The organism is Jiella flava (genome assembly GCF_017349315.1).
Lineage (GTDB): Bacteria > Pseudomonadota > Alphaproteobacteria > Rhizobiales > Rhizobiaceae > Jiella > Jiella flava.
On sequence record NZ_JAFMPP010000012.1, the window covers coordinates 46648 to 72259 of the forward strand.

Sequence of the window (25612 nt, forward strand, 5' to 3'; positions counted from 1 at the left end):
CCGCTCACGCTGAGGCGCATGGGCCCATCACGGCAGCGGAAGCGGAACGGACGCCGCCATCGCCGCCTGAAAGCGACCGCTTCGGAAGTCTGTTCCGAGGCGGTTTTGCTATGCCTCGTCGCGCGGCCATCTGGGAGAGCGCTGTGCTGCGGCAGCCCGAGGGCCTTTGCCGGCCCACTGCAACCCTTCATTAACGATGACCAGCATTCGTCGGCAACGCAAAATACTCACAGTCCATTACCGAAACGGAATCTCAAGAATAATTGGTCAGCTTACCGACTTAACGGAAAATTGCCGTTTCTCGAACGCCGATCGAGTTCCAGGTGAAGATCCGGCATCATAGCGGGACGGAGAGGAATATGCGGCCGATCGCGATTCTGGGCGCCGGCATAGCCGGCCTTACCGCAGCTGCTGAGCTGAAACGACTTGGACTTCCCGTTGCCGTCTTCGAGGCAGGCAAAGCGGTGGGCGGCCTGATGGCTTCGTTCAAGGATCCCGCCGGCTTCAGCTATGACTTCGGCGCACATTTCGTGAACAATCGCCTTGCCGCCACGCTCGGAGCCGCCAATATCTGCCGGACAGTGCGCCATTATGGTGAGGCCGTCTATCTCGGCGGCGTCTCGCGCGGCTATCCGTTCGGCCTGATGCGCTCGCCGCGCTTTGTGCAAGGCGCGATCGCCTCACGATTTCGCAAGCACGAGATCGTCACCGCCGAAGACTGGTTCCGCCACCACTATGGCGATGCGCTGGCCGAGGCCGTGGCGATTCCGATCGCCGAGGCTTGGTCCGGCGTCCCCGCGTCCGAGCTATCGCCTGCGGTCGGCGAGAAAATGTCGAATGGCGCACTGAAGACCCTCTACCTCAAGGCCGCCGCACGGGTGACCGGCCGCGCCGTCTGCATCGGCTATTCCCACGAATTGCGGGAAAACGCCGGAATCTACCATGTCTACCCGGAAGGCGGCGTCGCCCGCCTGCTCGAACCGACACTGGAAAACGTTCGCGACGTCATCCACCTGGAATCGCCCGTCGAAGCGATTTTGGTCGAGGACGAAAAGGTCGCAGGCGTCCGGGTGAACGGCAAGGTGATCGAGGTCTCGGCGGTGATCAGCACGGCACCGGTTCACGTCTTGCCGAAACTGCTCGACGGTAGCAGCAGGCTCGATCACCTGGCGCGATTCCGCTACCGCCCGATGGTCTTCGTCAACATCCATTTCGAAGGCCGCCACCATCTGCCCGACACGATGCTCTGGGTGCCGGGGGGCAAATATCCGTTCTTCCGGCTCACCGAGACACCGATCTCGATGCCGTGGCTCGCCCCCGAGGGCAAGACGCTGATCACCTTCGACATCGGCTGCGCGGCCGGCGATGCCTCTTGGACGATGCCCGACGACAAGCTCGCCGAAATCTGCCTGGACGGTCTTTGCGACATCTATCCGCATCTGCGCGGAAAATATCTCGGCATCGGCGGCATCATGCGCACGCCGGTTGCCTATCCGGTTTATCGTCTCGACTACGAGGCCGAACGTCAGGCCTTCGCGCGCTCGACAGGCATCGCCGGTCTTTACAGCATCGGCCGGAATGGCGAATTCGCCCATATCTTGATGGAAGATGTCTACTGCCGAACCTTGCGCCGGATGCAAGACGTCCGTCATTATGTTCGACAGGATGTCGACATAGCCGGACTCGAAAGACTGTCCAACCTCATGGCGACCGCCGATAGCGTCAAGCCAGGAAGCATCGCCGCCGCCTGATGATCAGCGAGTCGGCAGACGTCAGACCCAGCCGGCCGGTGCCATCGCTCAGCCCCCCCCCCCCCGTGGTGACAGAAGACATCGTACAAGCTTTGGCCGACAGCGCCCTGCGTCCGATTGGACGCAGAAGGGACGCTCCAACTCGTTGATTCTACGCATCGTGCTTTGCCGAAAATCGATTCCGATTTTCCGGTCGATACTGTAATGAGGCTGCGCCTTTCCTCAATTCGCCGCAGCACAGGACGACACGATGGCGCCTCAAAGCATTTCAGCGGCCCCCATCCGGCTGACACTGCTCACCGGCTTTCTCGGTGCGGGCAAGACCACCCTGCTCAATCGCCTGATCGGCGATCCGGCCCTTTCCGGTGCGGCCGTCGTCGTCAATGAATTCGGCGAGGCCGCCATCGATCCGATCCTAGTCGAGGCGGTGTCGAGCGACGGGGTGATCTCGCTGTCGAATGGCTGTCTATGCTGCACCGTCCGGGGCGAACTGATCGACACGCTCTGCGACCTGGCCGAAGCGAAGAACGGCGAAGGCGGCGCGCCGTTGCAGCGCGTGGTCGTCGAGACCACCGGTCTTGCAGACCCGGGCCCGATTCTTTCGGCCCTCATGTCTCACCCCACCCTCGTCGAGGCCTATACGCTTGACGGCGTCGTCACGGTGGTGGACGGCGCGCACGGCGCCAAAACCTTGGACGACCACGCCGATAGCCGGCGGCAAGTGGCCGTCGCCGATCGCATCGTTCTGACCAAAGGCGACCTGGCCTCCCCTGCGGCACTTCAGGCCACCAGGACCGCGATCCGCGATCTGAACGCCCGGGCCCCGATCGTCGACGCGAGCACGATCACCGGCGCCGAAGGCATTCTCGTAGGCTGCGGCCTGACCGCGACGCTCGCCCGCGGTGACGACATCGGCGTCTGGCTTGGCGAGCCAAGCGATCAACCCGACGCTCATTGCGACCACGAGCACGACCATTATTACCACCATGATGGCGATCACAGCCATGGCCACCACGATCATGAGCATCATCTGCGCCAGGACGGCATCCGCTCGTTCTCGCTGGAGACGGATCGTCCCGTCACCTGGCTTGCGATCACCGGGTTTCTGGAAATCCTCAACGGCACGGCCGGCCAGAAAATCCTGCGCATGAAAGGCATTGTCAGGCTGGCCGAAGACCCCGACCGACCACTTGTACTGCATGGCGTCCAGGGCTTTTTGCATCCCCCCGCGCGGCTTGCGGCCTGGCCCGCCGGCGCCGGGGGCAAGACACGTCTGGTGGTCATTGCGCAAGACCTTGAGGAGAGCTTCGTCCGCGATCTCTTCGCGGCCTTCACGGGTGGCGTCGCACCGGACACCGCCGACCGCACGGCGATCGAAGAAAATCCGTTGGCGATTCCGGGCCTGCGCTTCGGTCCGTAACGATGGCCAATGATCTCAGGCGCCTTTCGAAACGATCTCAAAGCGCGTGACACCCGCGTCCTGAATGACCGCTTTGAGGCAGTGACCGTCGCTCTGGCACAGATGCGCGATATCGACCGCCGCCAACGGGTCGTCGGCGAGCACCCGAATCGACATGCCGGGCTGAAGCCCGGCCAGGCTGGCCCGGGTGCGAAGTGCCGGCAAAGGGCAGCGCAAACCGCGCAGATCTAACTCGATCATCACCGTTGACCTCCCCCTGTCATCGGGCGTCGCAATCCCTATTTCCTTAACGGCAGTCGGCGAGGCCGGCCATCGATCATTGTCCAGCCGGAGACGTCTCATCCCATGTCGCGACCCTACGCTCCCGATCCGCAGACGGTCGTCGAGTTTTGGCGCGAGGCTGGTCCGAATCGGTGGTTCAAGAAGGATACCGATTTCGATCGGACGATCCGCAGCCGCTTCGGCGATCTTTACGAAATGGCGGCGCGCGGCGACCTTGATTTTTGGGCTGAGGACGCCACGGGCATGCTGGCGCTGATTATTCTGCTCGACCAATTCCCCCGCAACATGTTTCGCCGCTCGCCGCTGGCCTTTGCGACCGACGAGAAGGCCCTTGGCCTCGCACGCAGCGCATTGGCCCGCGGCGATCATGAAACCGTCGCCGAGGATATCAACCAATTTCTTGTCATGCCGCTGATGCATTCGGAAGCGCTGCAAGATCAAGAAGATTGCCTGGCATGGATGACACGTATCGGCAACGCCGAGAATGTCGATGCTGCCGAAGACCATCGCGACATTATTGCGAAATTTGGCCGATTCCCCCATCGTAATATCGTCCTCGGCCGAGAAACCACTGCAGAGGAAGAGGCGTATCTCGATGCAGGTGGTTTCCTGGGCTGACTGACGCGGCACCGAAGGGTTCCGCAAGACGGAAAATTTGCAAGCGTTCGCAATGCGTCACGAGACATGTTTCTTATCGTTACTGCCCCGTCCTTGGGTCCGACATAAAATTGCAAGCCCCGTTGGCGATATTGCATTTGGAGAAATAGTTTCAGCGGCATCACCGTCAGCACCGAAATCGCCTAACAATGGAGACCGTCGCCGATCGGGCGATCACCAATATGAAGCCGGTAGCCCAGTCTTTTTTCGATCGTCTCACGAACACACCATCGCCGGCCGAACGCATGGCTGCGAATGATGGAACGCTGACCACGGTGCCGCCTCTTCTCGACCTGGCTGTGCCCAGCAGCGGCGGACGCAGGCGCTTCACCGTCTACAAGCCCGAATCCGCCTTCGCCTTGATCGAAGAACTGCAGTTCCTTTGCCGCCGGGCGATCGAGCCGAATGTCTTCTTCGACTCACGCTTCTTCGTGCCGGCGATGACCCGGCTCGACGAGCGCAGCGTCAAGGTGATGGTGTTGCGCGACGAGGGCACCGCCCATAGCCGGCTTCGGCTGTTCATGCCCTATACGGTGGAGCGTTGCGCGCGGTTTTCCGGTGTCTCGATGCTCCGCGCCTGGGCCCACCCCTTCGGCCGCCTCGGCACCCTGCCGCTCGACGGCGACGATCCGCGCGAAACGCTTCGCGGCTTCTTCAACATGCTCGTCTCGAACGAAGCCAAGATGCCTGAAGTTCTCGTCCTTCCGGAGACCCGCGTCGACGGCCCCTTCGCCGCCGCCCTTCGCGATGTCACCGCGGCCGCCGGCCTGCCGATGGCGACGACCAACAGCTTCACCCGTGCAGGCTTGACGAAAGGCGGCCCCGACGAGTTTCTCAATATCGGCCAACTCTCCTCGCGCCGGCGCCGTGAGTTGGCGCGGCAGCGACGCCGGCTGCAACGTCACGGCCCGGTCAGTTTCCACGTCTCGCGCGACCCCGAGCAGGTCCGCGTCGCGCTCGAGGACTTTCTCAATCTCGAGGCCAGCGGCTGGAAGGGCCGCGCCCGCAGCGCCATGGTCCTCGATCGATACCGCGCGGCCTTTGCGCGCGAGTCGGTCAACTCTCTCGGCGAAGACGGCCGAGCCCGGGTCTATACGCTGCGCGCTGGCGATCGGGCAGTGGCAAGCCTCGTCGCGTTGATTCAGGGCGGTCACGCCTTCGCCTGGAAAATGGCCTATGATGAGGCGTTCGCCGTGGCCTCGCCGGGCCAACAGCTGATCGATGAGACGACGCGGGCGATCCTGGCCGATCCGGCGATCAAAGCGGCCGATTCTTGTGCCATGCCTGATAATTTCGTAATGAACCGCTTCTGGCCGGAGCGGTTGCCGGTGGCGACCTTCGTCATCGGGCTCGCGCCCGGATCGGACAAGGCCGTTGCCGCAGCGGTGAGGAGCATCACCCGGCAGACGCGCACGCAAAATCTGACTCGTCTTGCCCGTCTTTGGCTGCGCGATCACCTGCCCCATCGTTAGAGCATGGTGCCGAAAAGTTGCATGACTTTTCGGGTCACATCATGCGGCAAAACAATGGCTTAGAGCGGAATGGCGATTCCAGTTTATCGCATTCCGCCCTAGCGCTGGCGCATGCCGAAACCGCCCGCCACTCACCGAGTCGGACGCAACGCGCCCTGACACCGCCCTGATACGCAGCCTGCAATTTGCTTGCCATCACAGCGTGAGGCGGGCTAACTCGCGCCATGGCGAAGATCTTCTGCATCAACGGACCGAACCTCAATCTGCTCGGCAAACGGCAACCCGACGTCTATGGCTCAGAGACGCTGAAGGATGTCGAGACGCGCCTTGTCGCGCTGGCGGACAGCCTTGGCCATACGCTTCGCTGCCTGCAGTCCAACCGGGAATACGAAATCATCGACTGGATCCACGAGGCGCGGGAGACGGCTGCCGCCATCGTCATCAATCCCGGCGCCTTCAGCCACACCTCGATCGCCATCCTCGACGCCCTCAATGCCTTTGACGGTATCGTGCTCGAAGTCCACATTTCGAACATCCATCGGCGCGAAAGCTTCCGCCACCACTCCTTCGTCTCACATCGGGCGGAAGGCGTGATCGCGGGATTTGGCACCAACGGCTACGATTTCGCGCTGACGCGCGCTGCGCAGCTGATCACGGATCAAACGGCAACGCTCTGACCGGGCCAGACCGGCGAAAGAGAAAGCCGTGTGTTTGTTGCCCGTTCAAGAGGTCGCCGCTTCGACCCTCCGACCGAAGCTGCGCGCCAAAAACGCTTCCAGCCACTTGAGCACCGGCCCATCATGGATCGCCCGGCCCTCGAAATGAGCGCGACGCGACTGGGCCCCGGGCAGATTCAGCCGTTCGTGGCCGCGTGTCGTCCAGCGATGGACCATGGCCAGCGTCAACTCCGCATGAAACTGCACGCCATAGGCCGCCTCGCCATAGCGGAACGCCTGGTTCGGATACCAATCGCCCTCGGCCAGCAGCGTCGCGCCGCGCGGCAGTTCAAACCCCTCGCGGTGCCACTGATAGATCATCGACGGCCAAGGTTGTACCAGCTGGCGGCCGGCCAGCGTCGCCCGCAGCGCATAATAGCCGATCTCAGCGAGCCCATCCGGATGGGCCGTCACCGGTGCCCCGAGATGCTTGGCGAGCATCTGGGCCCCGAGGCAAATTCCAAGAAACGGCCGTTCTTCCTTCAGCGGAACCTTGATCCAGTCGAGTTCGGAGCGAATGTAGCCATCGGCATCGTTGGCGCTCGGTGGCCCACCGAAGATGATAGCGCCGCGATGCCCGTCGAGCGTTTCCGGCAGCGGCTGGCCCAGCACCGGGCGGCGAATGTCGAGCCTGATGCCATGACGCCCGAGCACTTGGCCGACCCGGCCCGGTGTCGAATTTTCCTGATGCAGCACGATGAGGATGGGTCGTTCGTCGCGCCCGTCGAGAACATAGTCGACTGGGGGCTGCATCAAGGCAGGGACCATTTCGTTCGTCGTCGTCTGATGCTGATAAGCCATGAAAGAATGCGGCGACCTTTTGGGTGCTTGTCGATCAACGGTCTACGAAGACATGGGCGCAAGACTCCGCCTCCGTCAACGTCAGAAGCAAGAAACATGCCGTTCACCCTATGCGTGAAGGCTTGCGCCAGGCACTACTCGCCCTGTCGGCCGGCCGCTTCATGTTTCATTAGCATGCGATCGCGGGTGGACACGCCGAGCAGCTCGGAAATCCGCCAGATCAAATTGTCTTCGAGCTCGTGCACCTCGCCATCGGCATAGGTCACCTCCCACAGCAACTCGATGAAACGGATCCGTTGCTCTTCGCTGAGCTCACGCTTGAGGATCGAGGTGAAGTGATACAGGTCGACGGATTGCTGATCCGCGCGCCGCCCGTCACTGGCGAGTCGCGTCGCCTCCTCGACGGAGAGCGAAAACTCCTCGCCGAGAATCGCAATCATCCGCTGGCGTTCGCCATCGGTGACGACACCATCGGCCTCGATGATGTGAAACAGCAAGGCGGCCGTCGCCACCTGAACGGAATCGGCGGGGCCTGCCCCCCGCTCGTCCTCATCGATCAAAGCGATCGAGCGGAAAAACTCTTTGATCGAATCGAGCATCTCTCTCCATCTTCGGCTCGGAACTTATTTCTGTAGGCCAGCGGCCGGCAGGCACTGTCGGCGCCGCCGGGCTGGGCGACCCCGCGCCGCCGCGGCCCGCCGGCTCATCCGAACCGCGCTTCCTTGCGTTCTTGGCTGGTCCGGCTGGGCGCATCCGTCTTGGCAGCGCCCGCCGCAGCCTTGGCGCCGTTGGCACTTTCGGCGGACACGACAGCCGCACCGTTTGCCGCCGATTTGCCGTCAGACGTAGCCGGCTTGTCGATCGCACTCGGCATGTATTTCGGCTGCGCGGCCGGCGGCGAGGATGCGTCACGAACCGATGCCTTGTCCGCCTTCGCCGCATTCACCTCGGCCGTCGCCGCGACGGTCTTCGGCGCCGCGTCGTGAATGCCCGCCGCAACAGTGGTGTCGATGGTCTTTTGCGACTGCGAGGCCGCATCGAGAACATGACCTTGCGCCGCGACGGCCCGCTGTGGCGGCGCCTTCCACTCGAATGCGTCGAGACGCCCGGTCACGGGTGAGACCGGCGCCCAATGTTCGGAAGTCACGCCGTCGGTGGTCCAGGCCGGATCGCGCGGCGCACGGATCGCCTTGGCCAGCCACTCGCGGACGCGGCCGACCTCGCCCGTCTCCTCCTCTTCGATATCGGCGAGGACGAGATAAACGCTTTCGCGCGGCTCCAGCTCGGCCGCTTCAAGGGCCGACTGGCGCGCGAGCGTCAGATCATGGGCATCGAGCGCGGCGCGGGCGACGCACATGGCCGATTCGACATGGCCCGGCCGCAGGCCCGCCAGATGCCGCGCCCGCTTCAGCCGATCCTCGACGGAATCGCCGGCCCGGGCCGACACATAAGCCTCGGCGACTTCCGGGTGCGGGCCATAGGTCCAGGTCTTTTCCAACACCTTCACGCCCTTGCGCAGATCCCCCAGCCGGAAGCACGCCTTGGCGGCGACGAGGGCGGCCGGGACCAGCTCGGGCGCCAGATTATGCGCTTCGAGCGCCGCCGCTTTGGCCAGCTTCGGCTCGGCCTCGAGCGTATCCATCGCCTTGGCAGTCAGAAGAACCGCACGGGTGCGCTTCGACTCGTCCCTATCGATCAGCCGGGTGTTCTTCTGCGCTTCGAGGATATGCAGTGCCTCGTCCCATTCGCCGGCAAGCGACTTGCCTTCGAGGACCGCCCCCCCGGCCCAGGGCACATGTGGCGCAAGCCGCACCGCCCGCTCGGCATAGAACCGCGCCGCGTTTTCATCCCCGACCCGTTGAGCTTCGAGATAGAGGCCGCGCATGGCGAGCAGCCGTGTCTCCGGATCACGCTCCATGTTCTGGAACACCGAACGAGCACGGGCATGATCGCCCTCGATCATCGCCGTTTGGGCGTCGAGGAAGCGGACCAGCGGCTCCTTGCGGGCGCCGAGCAGCTTCTCGCTGCGCTTGGTCATCCGCCGCGCCAGGATCGCGTCACCCGCACCCGCCGCGATGATGCCGCTCGACAGTGCGCTGTAGCCCTTGTTGCGACGGCGCCCCTCCCACCAATTGCCGATGGCGTGGGGAGTGCGGAAGAAGGCCGAAATCGCCCAGACCAGGATCAGGGCGGCGGTGACCAAAGCGCCAAGCACAATCAGGAAGACCATCAGACTGGTCTGGACGGTCTGCCCTTGCCAATCGAATGTGACCGAGCCGGGATGGTCCGCGAGCCAGCTGAACCCGAGCGACGCAGCCAGGACGATAAGGAGAAAGGCGAGAATACGCAGCATTGAGTCTATCCTGGGACTAACCCTGATTGGCGGGTTCGGCGGCGTTCGGCGCGGCCTTCTGGCCACCGGCGACCGCGCCGCTCAGCGTGGTCGCGACAATGTCTTCCGCCGTCACCCGGGCCTTCACCTGGTCGGCGAAGTCCTGGCTGGCTGATTTGGCGTCATCCGGCAGTTTTTCCCACTCGGCTTCGAAGGTCTTCAGATCGCCCGAGCCGATCGCCGCATCGAGACGCGAGAGAACCGCCGTGTTGCCCTGCTTGGTCTCCGGCGCCGGGCCGGAGGGTCGGACCTGCACCAGCGCACGCAGCCCAGCCAGCATCTGATCGCCCACCGGCGCGTTGGCCGCGGTCGGTGACAGCGCGCGTGAGATTTTGGCGCGAACTTGCGGCCAGGCATCGGCCAGTTGGCGCTCGGAAGGCACGCCGTCCGCCGCATAGCGCCGCAGGCTCTCGGTCGCCTGCCCGGCGCCGGCCACAGTGGCATAGGTTTCGAGCTGTTGGGCAAACGGCCCGCCGGCATCGATCGCTGATTTCAGATTGGCCGCCGACAGCGCGATTTCGGCCCGCTTGTTGCCCTCTTCGATCGCCGTCACCCGCTTTTCGAGGTCGGCGACGACGCCGTCGATCTTCGAACTGGCCGCGCTCGCGGTCTCCTTGGCGCCGCTCGCGTCGCTCGCCGCCTGAGTGGCCTTATCGAGTGCGGTCTGCGCCGTCGACTGAGCACCGTTGGCGGTCTGCTGGGCGTTGGTCGCCGCCTGCTGTGCCGCACCAGCCGCCGCGTTGGCGGCATTCGCCTGCTTCACCGCATCCGAGGCGTCGCGCACGGTGCGATCGCTGGAATCCATGACCGCGGTCGCCGATTGCTGCGCGGAATTGGCGGCCTTGGTGGCGTTTTGGGCTGCCTGTCCGGCGGATTCGGCGGATTGCTTGATCGCCGCAAGATCCGCCGTCGAGCTTTCGAGCGCGGCGATGCGCTTTTCGAGGCCCGACACATCGGCGCCGCCGCCAGCCTGACCGGATGACAGCTGCGCACGCAGCTTGGCGATCTCGTCATTGATGGTGTTCAGGGCATCGGTTGTCAGATAGTCATTGACGCTGCTCTTCTGCCCGCCGCCAAGCCCCGGCAGCCAGCCATTGGCGATCACCAGCGACGCCCCCCCAAGCGCCAGCACGGCGCCAAGAATGGCCGCACCGAAGACCGCGCCGACACCGGCGCCGCCCGGCCGACCGGGTGGCGGCGCCGGCGGCACGGTCGATCGGGCGGCGCTCGAAGGGCCGGTCGACGCATTGTCCGTCCCCGGGCTGGCAGAGGAGGCGCTGCCCGTATTCGTGCCGCCCATCGTCGCAGCCGCAGGCTTCGGGGCTGTCGCACCCGGAGCAGCCGCCGCGCCCGCCGGCTTGGCAGCCGAACCGGTCGCCGAGGCTGGCGCTGCGGGTTTGGCGCCAGCCGCACCTGCGGCAGCGGTTGTGGCGCCTAAGGGGCTCGGCACCGCTTTGGCCGGCGTCGCCGCAGCGATCGCCAGACCGGTCTTCGTCGGTCCACCGACGGGTTCACCGGAGGTCTTTGCCGCCGTCGCGGGTGCTGCTGAAGCCGGCGCTGGCGGTGCCGCAGCGGCCGTCGCTGCGACAGGTGCAGCCGTTGACGCTGTTGCGGTGGGCTTTGACGGGCTTGCCGGCTGCGGACGGCCGGACGTCGGCGAAGCCATCGGAGCAGCCTTCGCGGTCGGAGCCGATGACGTCGCCGTCGTGCCGGCGGTTGCCGCAGTCTTGGCGGGCGCAGGCGGCTGCGCCGCGGGCGCGGATGGCGTTTCGGCAGGGCTCGGCGATTCGGATCGTGCGGCTTCGGCCGTCTTGTTCTCGTCGCCTGCGCTCACTGTCGTCTTCTTTTCCGCCTTGAGATCGATCGTCTGGCCACGCGTCTTCGTCGGTCTGGATCGCCGGGGACGGTTGGTCATTGCGTCAGCTCCATGCTCGCAAGTCGCGGGAATACGACCCGTTTAGCCGATCGCGCGCCCGTTCTTTTCTCGCTCATTGGTCCATTATTCGCGCGCATGGCGCAAGCGCCGAGTTCCTATAGCACTCTGATCTAGGTTATCAGAGGCATTCGAAAAGCGAGCCAAGGCGCGGCAGGTCTGAAATCTGCACCGTCGCACGCATCGGCTCTGGCAAGGCCTCGGCGATTCGGGTCGAGAGCGCCAGCAGCCGCGGCGCCGGCGCGAACGCCTCCGGCACGGTTTCGACGAGCCGCGCATAACCCTCAGCCTGACCGGCCGACAGGAGCAACACCGCGTCCGGCGGGCCGGCAACAAGCACGCTGCGCACGATGCCAGCGGCGAGCGCGACGGGAACGATGTCGTAGACCTCCCAGATCCGACAGCCGATATCGACCTTGGCAAGCGCGCGCTCCAGCGTTCCGGTCCGCCGCCGCCCTGCGGCATAGAGCAGCGTGTCGCCCGCCCCAAGCCCGGCTGTGCCAGCGAGCGCTCCCATCGTCGCAGCCGCCCCCTCAGCGACATAAACATTGGAGAATCCCGCGTCGCGCGCCGCATCGCCGGTCGTCTCGCCGACCGCCAACAGCGCTCGTCCATCGCCTGGAAACATCTTGGCAAGGGCCGGGATCGCGCGCACGCTGGTCGCGGCAAATCCTGCGAAGCCGCGACCGTCCGCCATGGGTTCGAGCGGCGAGTCGATCTCCACGGTGCGCTCCAGCGGCAGGATCAATGGCTGGTGACCATGGGCGACGAGATCGCGGGCGGTGCGTTCGGCTTCTGCGGCCTCGCGAAGGATCAACACCCGTGCCATCCCGCCGCCCGCCGTCTCAATTGGCCCAACCGGCGAAGAAATTCGGCCCGGCAGCCTCGAGGACGTCGCGCCCGGCAAGCCGGCCGAGCGCCTCGGCCTCCGTCGCTAGCCCCGTGCGGCGGGTTTCATGCATCTCGCTACCGTCGGGTTTCAAGATCATGCCGTGCAGCGACATCGTGCCGTCGGGCCGAAGCGTCGCGCGGGCGGCGATCGGCGTGCGGCACGAGCCGTCGAGCTCGGCCAGAAACGCCCGCTCGGCGGTCAGCGCCGCGGTGGTCTCGGCATCGGCGATGCCGCCGACGAGCGCCTTCACCCGGTCGTCGCCGATCCGGCTTTCGATGCAGATCGCGCCCTGCCCGGGAGCCGGCGGGAAGTGCTCCGGATCGAAGATTTCGGTCGCGACGCCAGTCATATCCATCCGTTTCAGTCCCGCGAGTGCGAGCAGTGTGCCGTCGGCCAGGCCCTCGTCGAGCTTGCGCAGCCGGGTCTGCACATTGCCGCGAAAGATGATCACGTTGAGGTCCGGACGCAGCCGCTTCAGCATCGCCTGACGGCGCAGCGAGGCCGAGCCGATGGTCGCGCCCTGCGGCAGTTCGGCGATCGTCGGCGCCGCCCGGCCGATGAAAACGTCGCGCACGTCCTCGCGCGGCAGATAAGCGGAAATCTCCAGCCCCTCGGGCAGGGCCGTCGCCATGTCCTTGGAAGAATGGACGGCGATGTCGATCCGCTCCTCGATCAGCGCCAGCTCGATTTCCTTGGTGAAGAGGCCCTTGCCGCCGACCTCCGAAAGCGGTCGATCGAGGATACGATCGCCCGACGTCGAGATGACGGTGATCGAGAACGCTGATTCCGGCAGAGCGTGGGCGCTCATCAGCCGGGCCCGCACTTCGCTCGCTTGGGCCAGCGCCAACTGGCTGCCGCGCGTGCCGATTCGGATCAGTTTCTCGGTCAAGATCACCCCGTTGCCGTCAAAAGTCCCTGCCGCCTCTGATGCGGGGCGACCGATCGCAAGCCCGCCCGGCTTGCCATGTTAAGATCAGATCGCGCATAGCATGATCGCGATCAAGGGCCGGATGCAAGCGGCCGGTCAACGTCGGCCTTGGCGTCGGCCGGGGTGTCGGCTCGGGGCCCGATGCCCTGAAGAGCCGCCTCGGCGTGCCAGACGATGGCGATCGCGTGCCATTTGCCCTTGCAAAGCTCTTTAAAACGAAGACGTTGAAGCGATGACACATCCCGCAGGCCGCGGCACCGCCACAGATGGACCGACGATCCTCGGGATCGAGACGAGCTGCGACGAGACCGCGGCGGCCGTGGTGCGGCGCGGCGTCGACGGGCGCGCGATCATCCTGTCGAATGTCGTCCTGTCGCAGATCGCCGAGCACCAGGCTTTTGGCGGCGTTGTGCCGGAGATCGCGGCCCGAGCCCATGTCGAGGCGCTCGACGGCATCATCCGCGCCGCGCTCGACGATGCCGATCTTGGCCTTGGCGCCGTCGACGCCATCGCCGCGACCATCGGCCCCGGGCTCGTCGGCGGGCTGCTCGTCGGCGCCATGACCGGCAAGGTGATCGCCGCGGCCAGGGGATTGCCCTTCATCGGCGTCAACCATCTCGAAGGCCACGCGCTGTCGCCGCGCCTCTCCGACGGCCTTGCCTATCCTTATCTTCTGCTGCTCGTCTCCGGCGGTCACAGCCAGATCCTGCTCGTCTCCGGGCTCGGCGACTACGAGCGCTGGGGCTCGACCATCGACGACGCCCTCGGTGAAGCCTTCGACAAGACCGCCAAGCTGCTGTCGCTGCCGCATCCCGGCGGCCCCAATGTCGAAGCAATGGCGGCCAAGGGCGACGCGACGCGCTTCGCGCTGCCCCGCCCGATGAAGGGCGAAGCGCGGCTCGACTTTTCTTTTTCCGGCCTCAAGACGGCACTGCGGCTTGTCGCTGAAGCCCATGCGCCGCTCGTCGATCAGGATGTCGCGGATTTGTGTGCGAGCTTCCAGCGCGCCGCCGCCGAAACCGTCGCCGACCGCATCCGCCGGGCGCTGGCCCGTTTTCGCGAGCGCTTTCCCGAAATCGCTCAGCCGGTGCTCGGCGTTGCCGGCGGGGTCGGCGCCAATGCCGACATCCGGGCGGCGCTCAAGGCCGAATGCGAGAGCGCCGGCGCGCGCCTCGTCGCGCCGCCCGCGGCGCTCTGCGCCGACAATGGCGCGATGATCGCCTATGCCGGGCTCGAACGCGTCGAGGCCGGGCGGACCGATCCGCTCGACGTCGCGGTGCGCTCGCGTTGGCCGCTCGACGAAAAATCCGCGCCGCTGGTCGGCCACGGGCGCCGGGGAGCCAAAGCATGACGACGATCGCAGTCGTCGGCGCCGGCGCCTGGGGCACGGCGCTGGCTTCGCTCTATGCGCGCGGTGGCGCCAAGATCAGTTTGCTCGGCCGGGATCCGGCGATCGCCGCCGCGATCAATACGGCCCATGAGAACCCGCGCTATTTGCCGGGGATCGACTTGCCGCCGTCGCTGCGGGCAACCATCGATCCCGCCGAGGCCCTGACCGGTTGCGATCTCGTGCTCTTGGTGGTGCCGGCTCAGACCATCGCGGCGACGGCCGCAGCGCTCGCCCCGCATCTGCCGGCGGATGCGGTTCCGGTTCTGTGCGCCAAGGGAATCGAGCGCGAGACCGGCCGTTTCATGTCCGAGCTGGTCGCGGCCGCGTTGCCCGGCCGGCCGATCGGCGTTCTATCCGGCCCGAGCTTTGCCAGCGACCTCGCCCGCGGCCTGCCCACGGCGGTGACGGTTGCGGCCGCGAGCGAGACGCTGGCCGATAGCCTCGCCCGTGCCCTGTCGACCGAGACCTTTCGCTGCTACGCCAGCAGCGATTTGCGCGGAGTCGAGGCCGGCGGCGCTTTGAAGAACGTTCTCGCGCTTGCCGCCGGCATCGTCGTCGGCCGCGGGCTCGGCGCTTCGGCCCAGGCGGCGCTCGTCACCCGTGGCTTCGTCGAACTGCGCCGTCTCGGCGAAGCGCTTGGCGGCCGGCCGGAAACGCTGATGGGGCTCTCCGGCCTCGGCGATCTGGTGCTCACCTGCTCCTCGCCGCAGTCCCGAAACTTCTCCTATGGCGCTGCGCTCGGGCGCGGCGACGATCTGGCCCGCCTCAAACTCGCCGAGGGTGTCTTCACCGCCGCCATTGCCGCGCGCCTTGCCAGGGACAGCGGCACCGAGGCGCCGATCATCGCGACCGTCGCTGAGGTTCTGTCCCGCAATCTAACCATCGACGAGGCAGTGCAGCAGCTGCTCGCCCGACCGTTGAAACGCGAAGTCGGTTGAAAGCGCGGCAATCCCGAGATAGCTCGTAAGGTGATTTTTCGCTCGCCGGCATCGGTCGCTTTTCGCGGCGCCCACCCGCCTGCCGGCCCATTTCCGGGAACCTCTCTCATGCTCTTTGCCATTCTTTGCACCGACAAGCCGGGGCATCTGCAACTGCGGATGGACACCCGTCCGACGCATCTCGCCTTTCTGACCGGCCTTGGCGATGCGCTGAAATTTGCCGGCCCGTTCCTCGGCGACGACGAGAAGCCGAACGGCAGCCTGGTGGTGATCGACGCCGAAACGCTCGACGCCGCCAAGGCCACCGCCGCCGAAGATCCCTATGCCAAGGCCGGTCTGTTCGAGAGCGTCGACGTCAAGCGCTGGACCTGGGCGATCAAGAATCCGGACGCCGCCTGACATGCGCTACTGGCTCTACAAATCCGAACCCATCACGTGGTCCTGGGAGCAGCAGAAGGACAAGGGCGAGGCGGGCGAGGAGTGGACGGGCGTCCGCAACTACCAGGCCCGGAACTTCATGCGGGAGATGGCGATCGGCGATCGCGGCTTCTTCTACCATTCCAACGACGGCAAGGCGGTGGTCGGCATCGTCGAGGTGGTGAAGGCAGCCCATCCCGATTCCAGCACCGACGACCCGAAATGGGAGTGCGTCGACATCAAGGCGGTGATGGACGTGCCAACGCCGGTGACGCTCGATCAAGTCAAGGCCGAGCCGAAACTTTCCGAAATGGTGCTGGTCAACAATTCCCGTCTCTCGGTCCAGCCGGTCAAAGAGGACGAGTTTCGCCTGATCTGCGAGATGGGCGGCCTCGACCCGAAAGCGGCGATGAAGGGCTGAGCCGCAGGCCGATGCGGTGCGGCGATTGGGTCGCATCGCTTCGGGGAACGACTCGGGCAAAAAGAACTTTTCCGGAACAAGCCCCTCATATCCGGAGATGCCCGATGACCAAATTCTCCCCGAAGACCGACGAGACGTCCAACACCCAGAAGGATCCGTCCGACTGGACCACTGGCGGTGAGCCGATGACCGGCGCCCAGGCCTCCTATCTGAAGACACTGTGCGAGGAGACCGGCCATCCCTTCGACGAGAGCCTGACCAAGGCCGACGCGTCGAAGCTGATCGAGCTGTTGCAGGACGAGAGCGAACGGGTGAGCGGCGGCGAGACCTGAGCCGCCGTTCGGATGACGGGAACGCCGCCGCGTCAGGCGGCGTCGGCCAGCGCCCCCGCCGCCGCATCGCGGATCGCCGCCATATTCGCTTCGTAGTGAGCCGGCGTTCCGCCCTTGAACACCGCGGAGCCGGCGACGAGCGCGTTGGCGCCGGCCGCAACCACTTTCGGCGCGGTTTTCGGCGAGATGCCGCCATCCACCTCGATGTCGATCGGCCGATCGCCGATCATCGCTTTCACCCGGGCGATCTTGTCGCAGACGGCGGGGATGAATGCCTGGCCGCCAAAGCCTGGATTGACCGTCATCAACAGGACGAGGTCGAGCCGGTCGAGGACGTATTCGATCACCTGTTCCGGGGTCGACGGATTCAGCGAGACGCCGGCTTTCTTGCCCAGCGCCTTGATCGCCTGCAGCGAGCGATCGAGGTGCTTGGTCGCTTCGGCATGGACCGTGATGATGTCGCAGCCGGCCTCGGCGAAGGCTTCGAGATAGGGATCGCACGGCTCGATCATCAAATGGCAGTCGAAGATCTTGGCCGAGGCGCCCCGGATCGCTTTGACGATCGGGGGGCCGAAGGTGATGTTCGGCACGAAATGCCCGTCCATGACGTCGAGATGGATCCAGTCCGCCCCCGCGCGGTCGATCGCCGCGACCTCGTCGCCGAGGCGCGAGAAATCGGACGACAAAATGGATGGCGCGATGACGATCGGGCGGGTCATGACGGTCTCTCCTCTGGCCCGTCGCCGGGCCCCCCATCTTCGGGGGAAGTCGAATCTGCGGTCTGTCCCGGCTTTTGCCGGAACACCCGGCTGACCGCAATGTCTTCGGCGGCGATCTGAGATAACGCATTGGCATCCAGCGGCCCGGCATCGGATTCGAACAGCCGATTGGCCTGCCGCAGCCGCGCCCGATCGAGCGCGTTTCGGATCGAGCGCGCATTGGCAAAATGCGGCTGCACCCGCCGATGTTCGATATAGCTCACCAGAATCCGCTCGGCCTCGACGCTCAAGTGATAGTGCTGGCGCTCCAGCATCCCGACCGCGATCTGCAGAAGCTCCTCGTCGGTGTAGTCGGGAAAGTCGATGTGGTGGGCGATCCGCGAGCGAAAGCCGGGATTGGACTCGAAAAACTTGTCCATCCGATCGGCATAGCCGGCGAGGATCACCACCAGATCGTCGCGGTGATTCTCCATCACCTGTAAGAGGATCTCGATCGCCTCCTGGCCGTAGTCTCGCTCATTTTCCGGCCGGTAGAGGTAATAGGCTTCGTCGATGAACAAGACACCGCCCATCGCCTTCTTCACAATGTCTTTGGTCTTAGGGGCGGTATGGCCGATATATTGGCCGACCAGATCGTCGCGGGTGACCGAGACGAGATGGCCCTTGCGGATATAGCCGAGCCGGTGGAGCAGATCGGCCATCTTCAGCGCGACGGTCGTCTTGCCGGTGCCGGGATTGCCGGTAAAGCTCATATGCAGCGTCGGCGTTTCGTAGGCGAGGCCGAGCCGCCGGCGCGCCCGCTCGACGAGGAGGAGCGCGGCCGTCTCGCGGATCCGCTTCTTGACCGGCTTCAGACCGACGAGCTCACGATCGAGCTCGTCGAGAACGTCCTTGACGCCGGCCTCCTCATATTCACGGTGAAGGTCGACCGTGGTCGCAGGCGGTTGCTGCAAAGCGTCGGCCCCGCCTTGCGAGGTGCCGATGTCCAACTTGGACTCGTCCGGTGGACCCGCATCTTTCGATTTCGCGCCCGTGTTCAACTGATCGAGGTAGCTCATGAAATGACCTCCGGTTGGATTGAGGCTCCAGGACGGCCGGCGAGGCGAAGGTCATTTCGATTCGCCAAGTCGGTCTCCAGCATCGGCCCGAAAATCGGAATCGATTTTCGGCAAAGCACGATGGGTCGATTCAAAGGGTTGAGCGACCTTTGTGCGCCCGTTCGGACGCAGGGCGCTCTAAAGCTCTGCGACGGGCTCTTTGACCCAGGCGAAGCCGGACCCTTTCGGCTCCCTCACACCGCGTAGCGCTCGCCCTCCGGCTTGGCGTCGGCATAGGGCTCGGTGGTGTAGCGCATGTTGCGGCCGTGGCCTTCCTGCCGCCTCAAGCGGAAGCCGGGCTCGTTCTTCGGCCGATTGACCAGGAAGGACAGCTTCACCGACTCCCAGCCGGAGGACGAATCGAAGGCCGACAAGCGGATATAGCGGTCGCCAAATGCCTTCCGGCAGCTTGCCAGCTCCATCATGATGCCGGCCGCGTCGGCGATGTCGAACATCGGCTGTCCCCACATCTCCCAATAGGTGTTGCGGGGATGGGGATCGTCGGTGTGTTCGAGATTCACTGCCCAGCCATTGTCCAGGCAATATTGGATCTGCTTGGTGATCTGCGCGTCGGAGAGATCGGGCAGAAACGAGAATGTTCCTTGGGTAATCCGCATGGGTTCGTTCCTTTTCAAATGATCGCTGACAGAACCCGCGAGCCCGCCGCGTCGATGGAGCGGGGCCGACAAGCCCCGCCCGCTGCGGTCAAGCGGCCGTCGCCGTCACCGCATAATCCGGCGTGTCGGTCGAGGCGTAGTTGAAGGTGACGTCCTTCCAGGTGTCGAGCGCCTGCTTCAACGGCGTACAACTCTTGGCCGCCTCGTTGAGGATGTCCGGCCCCTCATTGACGATGTCCCGACCCTCGTTGCGGGCCATGATCATGCATTCGAGCGCCACCCGATTGGCGGTGGCGCCGGCGGCGATGCCCATCGGATGGCCGATGGTGCCGCCGCCGAACTGCAGGACGACATCCTCGCCGAGAAGATCGATCAGCTGATGCATCTGGCCGGCATGAATGCCGCCCGAGGCGACGGGCATCATCTTGTTCAGCGAGGCCCAGGGCTGGTCGAAGAATAGGCCGTTTTCCAGCCTCTTCTCGGTGAACTCGTTGCGGCAGACGTCGTAATAGCCCCGGGTCGTCGCCGGATCGCCTTCGAGCTTGCCGACCACCGTGCCGGCGTGGATGTGATCGACGCCGGCAAGCCGCGCCCATTTGGCGATGACGCGGAACGACACGCCGTGGTTCTTCTGGCGGGTGTAGGTCGAATGGCCGGCGCGGTGGAGATGCAGGATCATGTTGTTCCGGCGGGCCCACTTGGCCATGGACTGAATCGCCGTCCAGCCGATCACGAGGTCGATCATCACGATGTTGGAACCGAGCTCGGCGGCAAATTCCGCCCGCTCATACATGTCCTCCATGGTGGCGGCGGTGACGTTGAGATAGGTGCCCTTGATCTCGCCGGTCGCGGCCTGTGCCTTGTTCACCGCCTCCATGCAGTACAAAAACCGCTCGCGCCAATCCATGAAGGGCTGGGAATTGATGTTCTCGTCGTCCTTGGTGAAATCGAGCCCGCCCTTCAGCGCCTCATAGACGACGCGGCCGTAGTTGCGGCCGGACAGGCCGAGCTTGGGCTTGACCGTCGCGCCGAGCAATGGCCGGCCGAACTTATCGAGGCGCTCGCGCTCGACGACGATGCCGGTCGCCGGCCCCTGGAACGTCTTCACGAAGGCCGTCGGCAGGCGCATGTCCTCTAATCGCAGGCCTTTGAGCGGTTTGAAGCCGAAGACATTGCCGATGATCGACGCGGTCAGATTGGCGATCGACCCCGGCTCGAACAGGTCGAGATCGTAGGCGATATAGGCGAAATACTGATCGCTGCTGTTCGGCACCGGATCGACCCGATAGGCCTTGGCGCGATATTTTTCGGCCGCCGTCAGCCGGTCGGTCCACACCACGGTCCAGGTTGCCGTCGAGCTTTCACCGGCCACCGCAGCCGCCGCCTCGACCGGATCGACCCCATCTTGCGGCGTGATCCGGAAACAGGCGATGAGATCGGTGTCCTTCGGCTCGTAGTCGGGCTCCCAATAGCCCATCTGCTTGTATTTCAGGACGCCGGATTTATAGCGCTCCTTGCCAGTGAGGGTCTGGGTTTCAGCATCCATGTCGCGGTCTCCTTGTGTTGAATTTGCTTGAAATCTCGGCTCCATCCGACAAGTCTTGGCGCAGGCTTGCGGACAAACTCCCTCCCATCGCCGCGAAGGTCTCTCCGCGTCGTCGCCCTGCGTGATCTCGATCGATCTCAATCCACCCGTCCGGCCAGCATCGCCGGACCGGGTGAGCCGCCCTCGCCTATGCGGCGGCGGCCGCCGTCATCTCGATCCGCGGATCGAGTTCGCCCGACTGACATCGGGCAGCCATCTGGTCGAGCGCCAGCGGCCTGATCTTGGCCGCCTGACCGGCACAACCGAATTGCTTGTAGCGGTCCGGGCAGAGCCGCTTCAAAGAATCCATGGCGAGCGCGCCCTGCGTCCGGTCGGACGCAGAAAGGTCGCTCTCACCCTTTGAATCGACGCATCGTGCTTTGCCGAAAATCGATTCCGATTTTCGCGGCGATGCTGTCGGACCAGGACCTTGCCCGGACCGAACGCCTCCGGCCGCTCCACCGCCACCCGGCGAAACTGCCCGGTCATCACCATCCGGCAGTCGGTATCGATATTGACCTTGCGCACGCCGTGCTCAATGCCGCGCACGATCTTCTCGTGCCGTCATCACCGATGGACGAAACGCCCGCCGCGCGCCGTGATCTCAAATTTGCCACCTGGCTTCGGGGCGGCGCGCGCCGCCCCGAAGCGTCTCGTTCGCAGAGCCTTAGCTCTTCACCATCTCACCGGCCGCCTTGATAACCGCGTCGACGGTGATGCCGAAATGCTCGTAGAGCTGCGGCGCCGGCGCCGAGGCACCGAAGCTCTCCATGCCGATGAACCGGCCATCCTCGCCGATCCAGCGATCCCAGCCAAGCCGCCCGGCAGCCTCGATGGCGATGCGCGGCGCGGTGCCGAGAACCTCCTTGCGATAGGCCGCGTTCTGCTCCTCGAACAGCGCCCAGCAGGGCATCGAGACGACGGCGACCTTCAGGCCCTGCGCCGCCAGCTTGTCGGCGGCCTCCAGCGCGATCGAGACCTCGGTTCCGGTGGACAGGATCGTCAGATCCCGCGCGCCGTCGGTGTCCTTCAGCACATAGGCACCCTTGCGGGTGCGGTTTTCCGAGACATCGCCCGAGCGCACGGTCGGCACGCCCTGCCGCGACAGCGCCATCACCGAGGGCCGCTTCTTCTCGCCGAGCGCGATTTCCCAGGCTTCGTTGGTCTCGACCGCGTCGGCCGGCCGGAACAGAAGCAGGTTCGGCGTCGCGCGATGGATCGCCAGATGCTCGATCGGCTGATGCGTCGGACCGTCTTCGCCAAGACCGATCGAGTCGTGGGTCATGACATAAACCACCCGCACCCCCATCAGCGCCGACAAGCGGATCGCGCCACGGGCATAATCGGTGAAGCACATGAAGGTGCCGCCATAGGGGATGAAGCCGCCATGCAGCGCCAGACCGTTCATCGCCGCGGCCATGCCGTGCTCGCGGATACCGTAGCGCACGTAGCGGCCGGCATAGTCGCCCGGTTTGACGTCGCTCAGGCCCTTGGTCTTGGTGTTGTTCGACGGCGTCAGATCGGCCGAGCCGCCAATGGTCACCTCGCTCGCACCGTTGATCACCTCGAGCGCCATCTCGGAGGCCTTGCGGGTCGCGACCTTGGGCTGATCGGCAACGATTTCGGCGCGGGCCTTGGCCATCAGATCGGCGAGGTTGCGCGGCAGGCTGGTCGCGTATTGCGCCTCGAAGGCGGCCTTGTTGTCGGCGCCGTCGCGCTTCTTCTCCCAGGCGAGGCGCGCCTCCTTGCCCTTTTCGGCGGCCGCCCGCCAGGCACCGAGGATCGGCTCCGGCACGACGAAGGGCTCGGCCGTCCAGCCGAGATGCTTGCGGGTCGCCGCGACCTCGGCCTCACCGAGAGCGTTGCCATGCACCTTGTCGGTGCCTTCGAGATTGGGCGCGCCGAAGCCGATGATCGTGCGGCAGGCGATGAAGGCCGGCTTGTCGCTGTGCCGGGCCTCGGCGATCACCCGCTCGATCGCGTCCGGATCGTGGCCGTCGACCTCATAGACATTCCAGCCATGGGCAGCGAAGCGTTCCTTCTGGTCGATCGACGTGGACAGCTTGATGTCGCCATCGATCGAGATGTGGTTGTCGTCGAAGAGGACGATGAGCTTGTTCAACTTCAGATGGCCCGCGAGATCGATCGCCTCGTGGGAAATGCCCTCCATAAGGCAGCCATCGCCGCAGAAGACATAGGTGTAGTGATCGACAAGGTCCTCACCGAAACGGGCGGCGAGCATGCGCTCGGCGAGCGCCAAGCCGACGGCCATGGAAATACCCTGGCCAAGAGGTCCGGTGGTCGCTTCGATACCGGCGGCATGACCGTATTCCGGATGCCCAGCGGTGCGGCTGCCGAGCTGGCGGAAATTCTCGATCTCCTCGATCGTCATCTCCGGGAAGCCGAGCAGGTACATCACTGCATATTGCAGCATCGAGCCGTGGCCGTTCGACAGGATGAACCGGTCGCGATTCGGCCATTCGGGCTGGCTCGGATCGACGCGCAGAAACTTCGAGAACAGAACGGCGGCGATGTCGGCCATACCCATCGGCATGCCCGGATGGCCGGAATTGGCTTTCTGAACGGCGTCCATGGAGAGCGCCCGGATGGCGTTCGCCATGTCGCGGAGGGACACGTTCGCCATCTCGTTTGGCGATTTGTCAGCAGTTTGAGACATGAAGTCTTTCCTTGGGAGTTCTTCGAGCTCATGACGCGCGGCGCTTTTTCTCCATCAGTTGGAGGATCAACGGCGTCAAAATGAGCTGCATTGCGATGTCGAGCTTATTGCCAGGAGCGACGATGGAGTTCGCCCGTGACATGAAGCTCCCGTGGATCATAGACAAAAGATATGGAAAATCGATGCCACGTGGATTGGCGAAGCGAATAACGATCATCGATTCATCCGCCGTCGGAATCCAGCGGGCAATGAACGGATCGGAGGTGTCGACGATCGGCACGCGCTGGAAGTTGATATCGGTGCGGGCAAACTGCGGACAGATGTATTTAACGTAGTCCGGCATACGCCGCAGGATCGTGTCCATCACGGCTTCGGTCGAATAGCCTCGGGTCGCCTTATCGCGGTGAATCTTCTGGATCCATTCGAGATTGATGACCGGAACCACCCCGATCTTGAGATCGGCGAGCGGCGCGAGATCGACGGTGTCGGTCTTCACGCAGCCATGCAGCCCCTCGTAAAATAAGAGATCGCTGTCGGCCTGGAGAGATGCCCATTCGGAAAAGGTTCCGGGCGCCGCGCCATAGATTTCCGCCTCTCGGTCGTCGTGGATGTAGTGGCGGGTCCGCCCCCGGCCCTTGCGGCCGTAATCCTGAAACACCTCCTGCAACTCGTCCAGAATGTTGGCCTCGGGGCTGAAATGCGAAAAGTCGCGGTTGCCGTTGCTTTCCTCCTCCAGCATCTTGGCCTTCATCGCCTGCCGGTCGTAACGATGAAAGGCGTCGCCTTCAATGAAGGCTGCACTGACCTCTTCGCGACGAAAAATCTGGTCGAAGATGTTTTTCACCGAAGTGGTGCCGGCTCCTGACGAACCGGTGATGACAATGATCGGATGCTTGGCGGACATCTCTCGTTCTCCTCCCCCCAAAAGCGGAATGCGATGAACCGGAATCGTCATTCCGCTCAAAGCCGTTGTTTTGCCGCATGATGCCGTCCGTCCAAAAGGACGCACGATCTGACTGCGTTGACGCATCGCGCTTGCCGAAAATCGATTCCGATTTTCGGGCCGATGCTGTCGCCGCTGCGCCTCCCAACGCAGCGGATTGCAGCCTTATGCTCTGAACAGGCTTCGCTTGCCGAACAGCGGCGAGCGCTCGGCGAGGGCCGACGGATCCGCAATGTAGCGGGCCACCCGTTCGACCTCCCGTTTCGATCCGAACACCAGCGGCGTGCGGTCATGCAGGCCCTTCGGTTCGAGATCGAGGATCGGCGTTGTGCCGTCCGTCGCCTTGCCGCCGGCATGTTCGACGCAGAAGGCAATCGGATTGGCTTCATACATCAGCCGCAAGCGGCCCTTGGCATACCCCTTGCGGCCGTCGCCCGGATACAGGAACACCCCGCCCCGCGACAGGATGCGGTAGCAATCAGCCACCAGCGAGCCGACCCAACGCATGTTGAAGTCACGCTCGCGCGGGCCCTCGCTGCCGGCCAGAAGATCGTCGACATAGCTGCGGATCGGCTGGTCCCAGTGGCGATAATTCGACGCGTTGATCGCAAATTCCTTGGCCTTGTCGACAATGACGATCGAACTCGACAATTCGATGAAGCCGCCGAAGCTCGGCGAGAAAATGAAGACATGGGTGCCGTTGCCCATCGACATGACGAGGAGCAACTGCGGTCCGTAGATGAAGAAGCCCGCGCCGAGCTGCCGCGATCCCTTCTGTGTGAAGACGATGTCCGGATTGGCCCGATGCGCCTCTTCGACGGGCAGAATCGAGAAGATCGTCCCGATCGACACGTTGGTCGAAATGTTGGACGAACCGTCCAAGGGGTCGATGGCCATCGCCAGCCGGGCGTCCGGCTTCAAGCGAACCGCGCTCTCCTGTTCCTCGGAGCCAAAGAAGGCGAGCGGCGAGGCTTTCGCGGCCTTGATGAAAACCTTGTCCGCGACGACGTCCAGCTCCTTCTGGATGTCACCATCGGCGTTGGTCCCGCCATGGGCCTGGCCGAGGCCCTCGCCGCCGGCGGCGATCGTGTTGCGCAGTTTGATCGCGGCCCCGCAAAGATTGCGGATGGTCTCGGCAACCTCCTGCTTCAGCGGGTCGTCGCCGCATTCCGATCCGAGATGGGCGTCGAGTGACGATGCCATTCATTCCTCCGTTGAGCTGCAGAGTTCTG

Annotated in this window: 25 protein-coding genes and 1 pseudogene; 10 read left to right on the plus strand and 16 right to left on the minus strand. The window is 64.5% G+C overall.

The window, feature by feature from the left end; genetic code table 11:
• Positions 1-359 precede the first annotated feature (359 nt).
• Both J1C48_RS13700 and J1C48_RS13705 read left to right on the plus strand, forming a co-directional pair.
• Positions 360-1751, plus strand: a complete 1392-nt coding sequence (locus J1C48_RS13700) for a protoporphyrinogen/coproporphyrinogen oxidase (RefSeq protein WP_207258495.1) — start codon at positions 360-362, stop codon at positions 1749-1751.
• 250 nt (positions 1752-2001) lie between these two features.
• Positions 2002-3171, plus strand: coding sequence for a CobW family GTP-binding protein (locus J1C48_RS13705; RefSeq protein ID WP_207258497.1), 1170 nt, complete (start codon positions 2002-2004; stop codon positions 3169-3171).
• A 15-nt stretch (positions 3172-3186) separates the two neighbouring features.
• Here J1C48_RS13705 and J1C48_RS13710 read toward each other — a convergent pair whose 3' ends face one another.
• Positions 3187-3411, minus strand: a complete 225-nt coding sequence (locus J1C48_RS13710; protein WP_207258498.1) for a sulfurtransferase TusA family protein — start codon at positions 3409-3411, stop codon at positions 3187-3189.
• A 105-nt stretch (positions 3412-3516) separates the two neighbouring features.
• On the opposite strand from J1C48_RS13710, the gene J1C48_RS13715 reads away from it, so the two are divergent.
• From J1C48_RS13715 to aroQ, 3 genes are all read left to right on the plus strand, one after another.
• On the plus strand, positions 3517-4071 hold the full coding sequence (locus tag J1C48_RS13715; RefSeq protein WP_207258500.1) for a DUF924 family protein: 555 nt from the start codon (positions 3517-3519) through the stop codon (positions 4069-4071).
• A gap of 284 nt (positions 4072-4355) precedes the next feature.
• Positions 4356-5582, plus strand: coding sequence for a GNAT family N-acetyltransferase (locus tag J1C48_RS13720; RefSeq protein WP_207258501.1), 1227 nt, complete (start codon positions 4356-4358; stop codon positions 5580-5582).
• Positions 5583-5806: 224 nt separating this feature from the next.
• Positions 5807-6259 carry a type II 3-dehydroquinate dehydratase gene (gene aroQ / locus J1C48_RS13725; protein WP_207258504.1) on the plus strand — a complete coding sequence of 151 codons (453 nt, stop codon included), beginning with the start codon at positions 5807-5809 and terminating at the stop codon, positions 6257-6259.
• Positions 6260-6304: 45 nt separating this feature from the next.
• On the opposite strand, the gene J1C48_RS13730 is transcribed toward aroQ, so the two are convergent.
• The 6 genes from J1C48_RS13730 to hemC form a co-directional block, all read right to left on the minus strand.
• Entirely contained in the window at positions 6305-7066 is a 762-nt protein-coding gene (locus tag J1C48_RS13730) for a glutamine amidotransferase (protein WP_231081794.1), read from the minus strand.
• A 167-nt stretch (positions 7067-7233) separates the two neighbouring features.
• The gene (locus J1C48_RS13735) at positions 7234-7698 is read right to left on the minus strand and encodes a tellurite resistance TerB family protein (RefSeq protein ID WP_207258506.1); all 465 of its coding nucleotides are present in this window, start codon (positions 7696-7698) and stop codon (positions 7234-7236) included.
• Positions 7699-7802: 104 nt separating this feature from the next.
• On the minus strand, positions 7803-9452 hold the full coding sequence (locus tag J1C48_RS13740) for a heme biosynthesis protein HemY (protein ID WP_207258508.1): 1650 nt from the start codon (positions 9450-9452) through the stop codon (positions 7803-7805).
• A gap of 16 nt (positions 9453-9468) precedes the next feature.
• Positions 9469-11157, minus strand: coding sequence for a COG4223 family protein (locus tag J1C48_RS13745; RefSeq protein ID WP_207258510.1), 1689 nt, complete (start codon positions 11155-11157; stop codon positions 9469-9471).
• 388 nt (positions 11158-11545) lie between these two features.
• Positions 11546-12253, minus strand: a complete 708-nt coding sequence (locus J1C48_RS13750) for a uroporphyrinogen-III synthase (RefSeq protein WP_207258511.1) — start codon at positions 12251-12253, stop codon at positions 11546-11548.
• Between the two features lie 16 nt (positions 12254-12269).
• Positions 12270-13205: a hydroxymethylbilane synthase gene (gene hemC, locus J1C48_RS13755; protein ID WP_207258513.1), complete on the minus strand. Its 936-nt coding sequence runs from the start codon at positions 13203-13205 to the stop codon at positions 12270-12272.
• A gap of 271 nt (positions 13206-13476) precedes the next feature.
• On the opposite strand from hemC, the gene tsaD reads away from it, so the two are divergent.
• From tsaD to J1C48_RS13780, 5 genes are all read left to right on the plus strand, one after another.
• Complete coding sequence (gene tsaD / locus J1C48_RS13760; RefSeq protein ID WP_207258514.1) at positions 13477-14595, plus strand: tRNA (adenosine(37)-N6)-threonylcarbamoyltransferase complex transferase subunit TsaD; 1119 nt, start codon at positions 13477-13479, stop codon at positions 14593-14595.
• Entirely contained in the window at positions 14592-15572 is a 981-nt protein-coding gene (locus tag J1C48_RS13765; RefSeq protein WP_207258515.1) for an NAD(P)H-dependent glycerol-3-phosphate dehydrogenase, read from the plus strand. Before tsaD ends, J1C48_RS13765 begins: the two co-directional genes overlap by 4 nt.
• A 108-nt stretch (positions 15573-15680) precedes the next feature.
• Positions 15681-15971 (plus strand): YciI-like protein, encoded by a 291-nt coding sequence (locus J1C48_RS13770; RefSeq protein WP_207258516.1) that lies wholly within the window; start codon positions 15681-15683, stop codon positions 15969-15971.
• A 1-nt stretch (position 15972) separates the two neighbouring features.
• Positions 15973-16410, plus strand: a complete 438-nt coding sequence (locus J1C48_RS13775; RefSeq protein WP_207258517.1) for an EVE domain-containing protein — start codon at positions 15973-15975, stop codon at positions 16408-16410.
• Between the two features lie 104 nt (positions 16411-16514).
• A complete protein-coding gene (locus J1C48_RS13780; protein ID WP_207258519.1) occupies positions 16515-16742 on the plus strand; it encodes a DUF3072 domain-containing protein in 228 nt (75 codons plus the stop codon).
• A gap of 32 nt (positions 16743-16774) precedes the next feature.
• On the opposite strand, the gene rpe is transcribed toward J1C48_RS13780, so the two are convergent.
• The 9 genes and pseudogenes from rpe to J1C48_RS13825 all read right to left on the minus strand — a co-directional run bounded on the left by rpe (position 16775) and on the right by J1C48_RS13825 (position 25583).
• Positions 16775-17461 carry a ribulose-phosphate 3-epimerase gene (gene rpe / locus J1C48_RS13785; protein WP_207258521.1) on the minus strand — a complete coding sequence of 229 codons (687 nt, stop codon included), beginning with the start codon at positions 17459-17461 and terminating at the stop codon, positions 16775-16777.
• The gene (cbbX, locus tag J1C48_RS13790; RefSeq protein ID WP_207258523.1) at positions 17458-18519 is read right to left on the minus strand and encodes a CbbX protein; all 1062 of its coding nucleotides are present in this window, start codon (positions 18517-18519) and stop codon (positions 17458-17460) included. Before cbbX ends, rpe begins: the two co-directional genes overlap by 4 nt.
• Positions 18520-18752: 233 nt before the next feature.
• A complete protein-coding gene (locus J1C48_RS13795; protein ID WP_207258525.1) occupies positions 18753-19175 on the minus strand; it encodes a ribulose bisphosphate carboxylase small subunit in 423 nt (140 codons plus the stop codon).
• 88 nt (positions 19176-19263) lie between these two features.
• On the minus strand, positions 19264-20721 hold the full coding sequence (locus J1C48_RS13800; RefSeq protein ID WP_207258526.1) for a form I ribulose bisphosphate carboxylase large subunit: 1458 nt from the start codon (positions 20719-20721) through the stop codon (positions 19264-19266).
• 187 nt (positions 20722-20908) lie between these two features.
• Complete coding sequence (locus J1C48_RS19275; RefSeq protein WP_207258527.1) at positions 20909-21070, minus strand: hypothetical protein; 162 nt, start codon at positions 21068-21070, stop codon at positions 20909-20911.
• A gap of 108 nt (positions 21071-21178) precedes the next feature.
• Positions 21179-21318 (minus strand): annotated as a pseudogene (locus tag J1C48_RS19280) (fructose-1,6-bisphosphate aldolase); the annotation flags it as partial.
• 109 nt (positions 21319-21427) lie between these two features.
• Positions 21428-23437, minus strand: coding sequence for a transketolase (tkt, locus tag J1C48_RS13815; RefSeq protein WP_207258529.1), 2010 nt, complete (start codon positions 23435-23437; stop codon positions 21428-21430).
• Between the two features lie 28 nt (positions 23438-23465).
• Positions 23466-24341, minus strand: a complete 876-nt coding sequence (locus tag J1C48_RS13820) for a phosphoribulokinase (RefSeq protein ID WP_207258530.1) — start codon at positions 24339-24341, stop codon at positions 23466-23468.
• A gap of 204 nt (positions 24342-24545) precedes the next feature.
• Positions 24546-25583 carry a class 1 fructose-bisphosphatase gene (locus J1C48_RS13825; protein ID WP_207258531.1) on the minus strand — a complete coding sequence of 346 codons (1038 nt, stop codon included), beginning with the start codon at positions 25581-25583 and terminating at the stop codon, positions 24546-24548.
• Between the last annotated feature and the right edge of the window lie 29 nt (positions 25584-25612).

What these genes read in the sequence shown, in the direction of transcription:
- J1C48_RS13800 (WP_207258526.1), bottom strand. Translation starts at nt 20,721, where the DNA reads ATGGATGCTGAAACCCAGACCCTCACTGGCAAGGAGCGCTATAAATCC.
- J1C48_RS13720 (WP_207258501.1), top strand. Translation starts at nt 4,356, where the DNA reads ATGGCTGCGAATGATGGAACGCTGACCACGGTGCCGCCTCTTCTCGAC.
- J1C48_RS13700 (WP_207258495.1), top strand. Translation starts at nt 360, where the DNA reads ATGCGGCCGATCGCGATTCTGGGCGCCGGCATAGCCGGCCTTACCGCA.
- J1C48_RS13730 (WP_231081794.1), bottom strand. Translation starts at nt 7,066, where the DNA reads ATGGTCCCTGCCTTGATGCAGCCCCCAGTCGACTATGTTCTCGACGGG.
- J1C48_RS13770 (WP_207258516.1), top strand. Translation starts at nt 15,681, where the DNA reads ATGCTCTTTGCCATTCTTTGCACCGACAAGCCGGGGCATCTGCAACTG.
- J1C48_RS19275 (WP_207258527.1), bottom strand. Translation starts at nt 21,070, where the DNA reads ATGGATTCTTTGAAGCGGCTCTGCCCGGACCGCTACAAGCAATTCGGT.
- rpe (WP_207258521.1), bottom strand. Translation starts at nt 17,461, where the DNA reads ATGACCCGCCCGATCGTCATCGCGCCATCCATTTTGTCGTCCGATTTC.
- J1C48_RS13715 (WP_207258500.1), top strand. Translation starts at nt 3,517, where the DNA reads ATGTCGCGACCCTACGCTCCCGATCCGCAGACGGTCGTCGAGTTTTGG.
- tsaD (WP_207258514.1), top strand. Translation starts at nt 13,477, where the DNA reads ATGACACATCCCGCAGGCCGCGGCACCGCCACAGATGGACCGACGATC.
- J1C48_RS13820 (WP_207258530.1), bottom strand. Translation starts at nt 24,341, where the DNA reads ATGTCCGCCAAGCATCCGATCATTGTCATCACCGGTTCGTCAGGAGCC.
- J1C48_RS13780 (WP_207258519.1), top strand. Translation starts at nt 16,515, where the DNA reads ATGACCAAATTCTCCCCGAAGACCGACGAGACGTCCAACACCCAGAAG.
- cbbX (WP_207258523.1), bottom strand. Translation starts at nt 18,519, where the DNA reads ATGAGCTACCTCGATCAGTTGAACACGGGCGCGAAATCGAAAGATGCG.
- J1C48_RS13775 (WP_207258517.1), top strand. Translation starts at nt 15,973, where the DNA reads ATGCGCTACTGGCTCTACAAATCCGAACCCATCACGTGGTCCTGGGAG.
- aroQ (WP_207258504.1), top strand. Translation starts at nt 5,807, where the DNA reads ATGGCGAAGATCTTCTGCATCAACGGACCGAACCTCAATCTGCTCGGC.
- J1C48_RS13765 (WP_207258515.1), top strand. Translation starts at nt 14,592, where the DNA reads ATGACGACGATCGCAGTCGTCGGCGCCGGCGCCTGGGGCACGGCGCTG.
- J1C48_RS13745 (WP_207258510.1), bottom strand. Translation starts at nt 11,157, where the DNA reads ATGGCTTCGCCGACGTCCGGCCGTCCGCAGCCGGCAAGCCCGTCAAAG.
- J1C48_RS13750 (WP_207258511.1), bottom strand. Translation starts at nt 12,253, where the DNA reads ATGGCACGGGTGTTGATCCTTCGCGAGGCCGCAGAAGCCGAACGCACC.
- J1C48_RS13825 (WP_207258531.1), bottom strand. Translation starts at nt 25,583, where the DNA reads ATGGCATCGTCACTCGACGCCCATCTCGGATCGGAATGCGGCGACGAC.
- J1C48_RS13795 (WP_207258525.1), bottom strand. Translation starts at nt 19,175, where the DNA reads ATGCGGATTACCCAAGGAACATTCTCGTTTCTGCCCGATCTCTCCGAC.
- tkt (WP_207258529.1), bottom strand. Translation starts at nt 23,437, where the DNA reads ATGTCTCAAACTGCTGACAAATCGCCAAACGAGATGGCGAACGTGTCC.
- J1C48_RS13735 (WP_207258506.1), bottom strand. Translation starts at nt 7,698, where the DNA reads ATGCTCGATTCGATCAAAGAGTTTTTCCGCTCGATCGCTTTGATCGAT.
- J1C48_RS13710 (WP_207258498.1), bottom strand. Translation starts at nt 3,411, where the DNA reads ATGATCGAGTTAGATCTGCGCGGTTTGCGCTGCCCTTTGCCGGCACTT.
- J1C48_RS13740 (WP_207258508.1), bottom strand. Translation starts at nt 9,452, where the DNA reads ATGCTGCGTATTCTCGCCTTTCTCCTTATCGTCCTGGCTGCGTCGCTC.
- J1C48_RS13705 (WP_207258497.1), top strand. Translation starts at nt 2,002, where the DNA reads ATGGCGCCTCAAAGCATTTCAGCGGCCCCCATCCGGCTGACACTGCTC.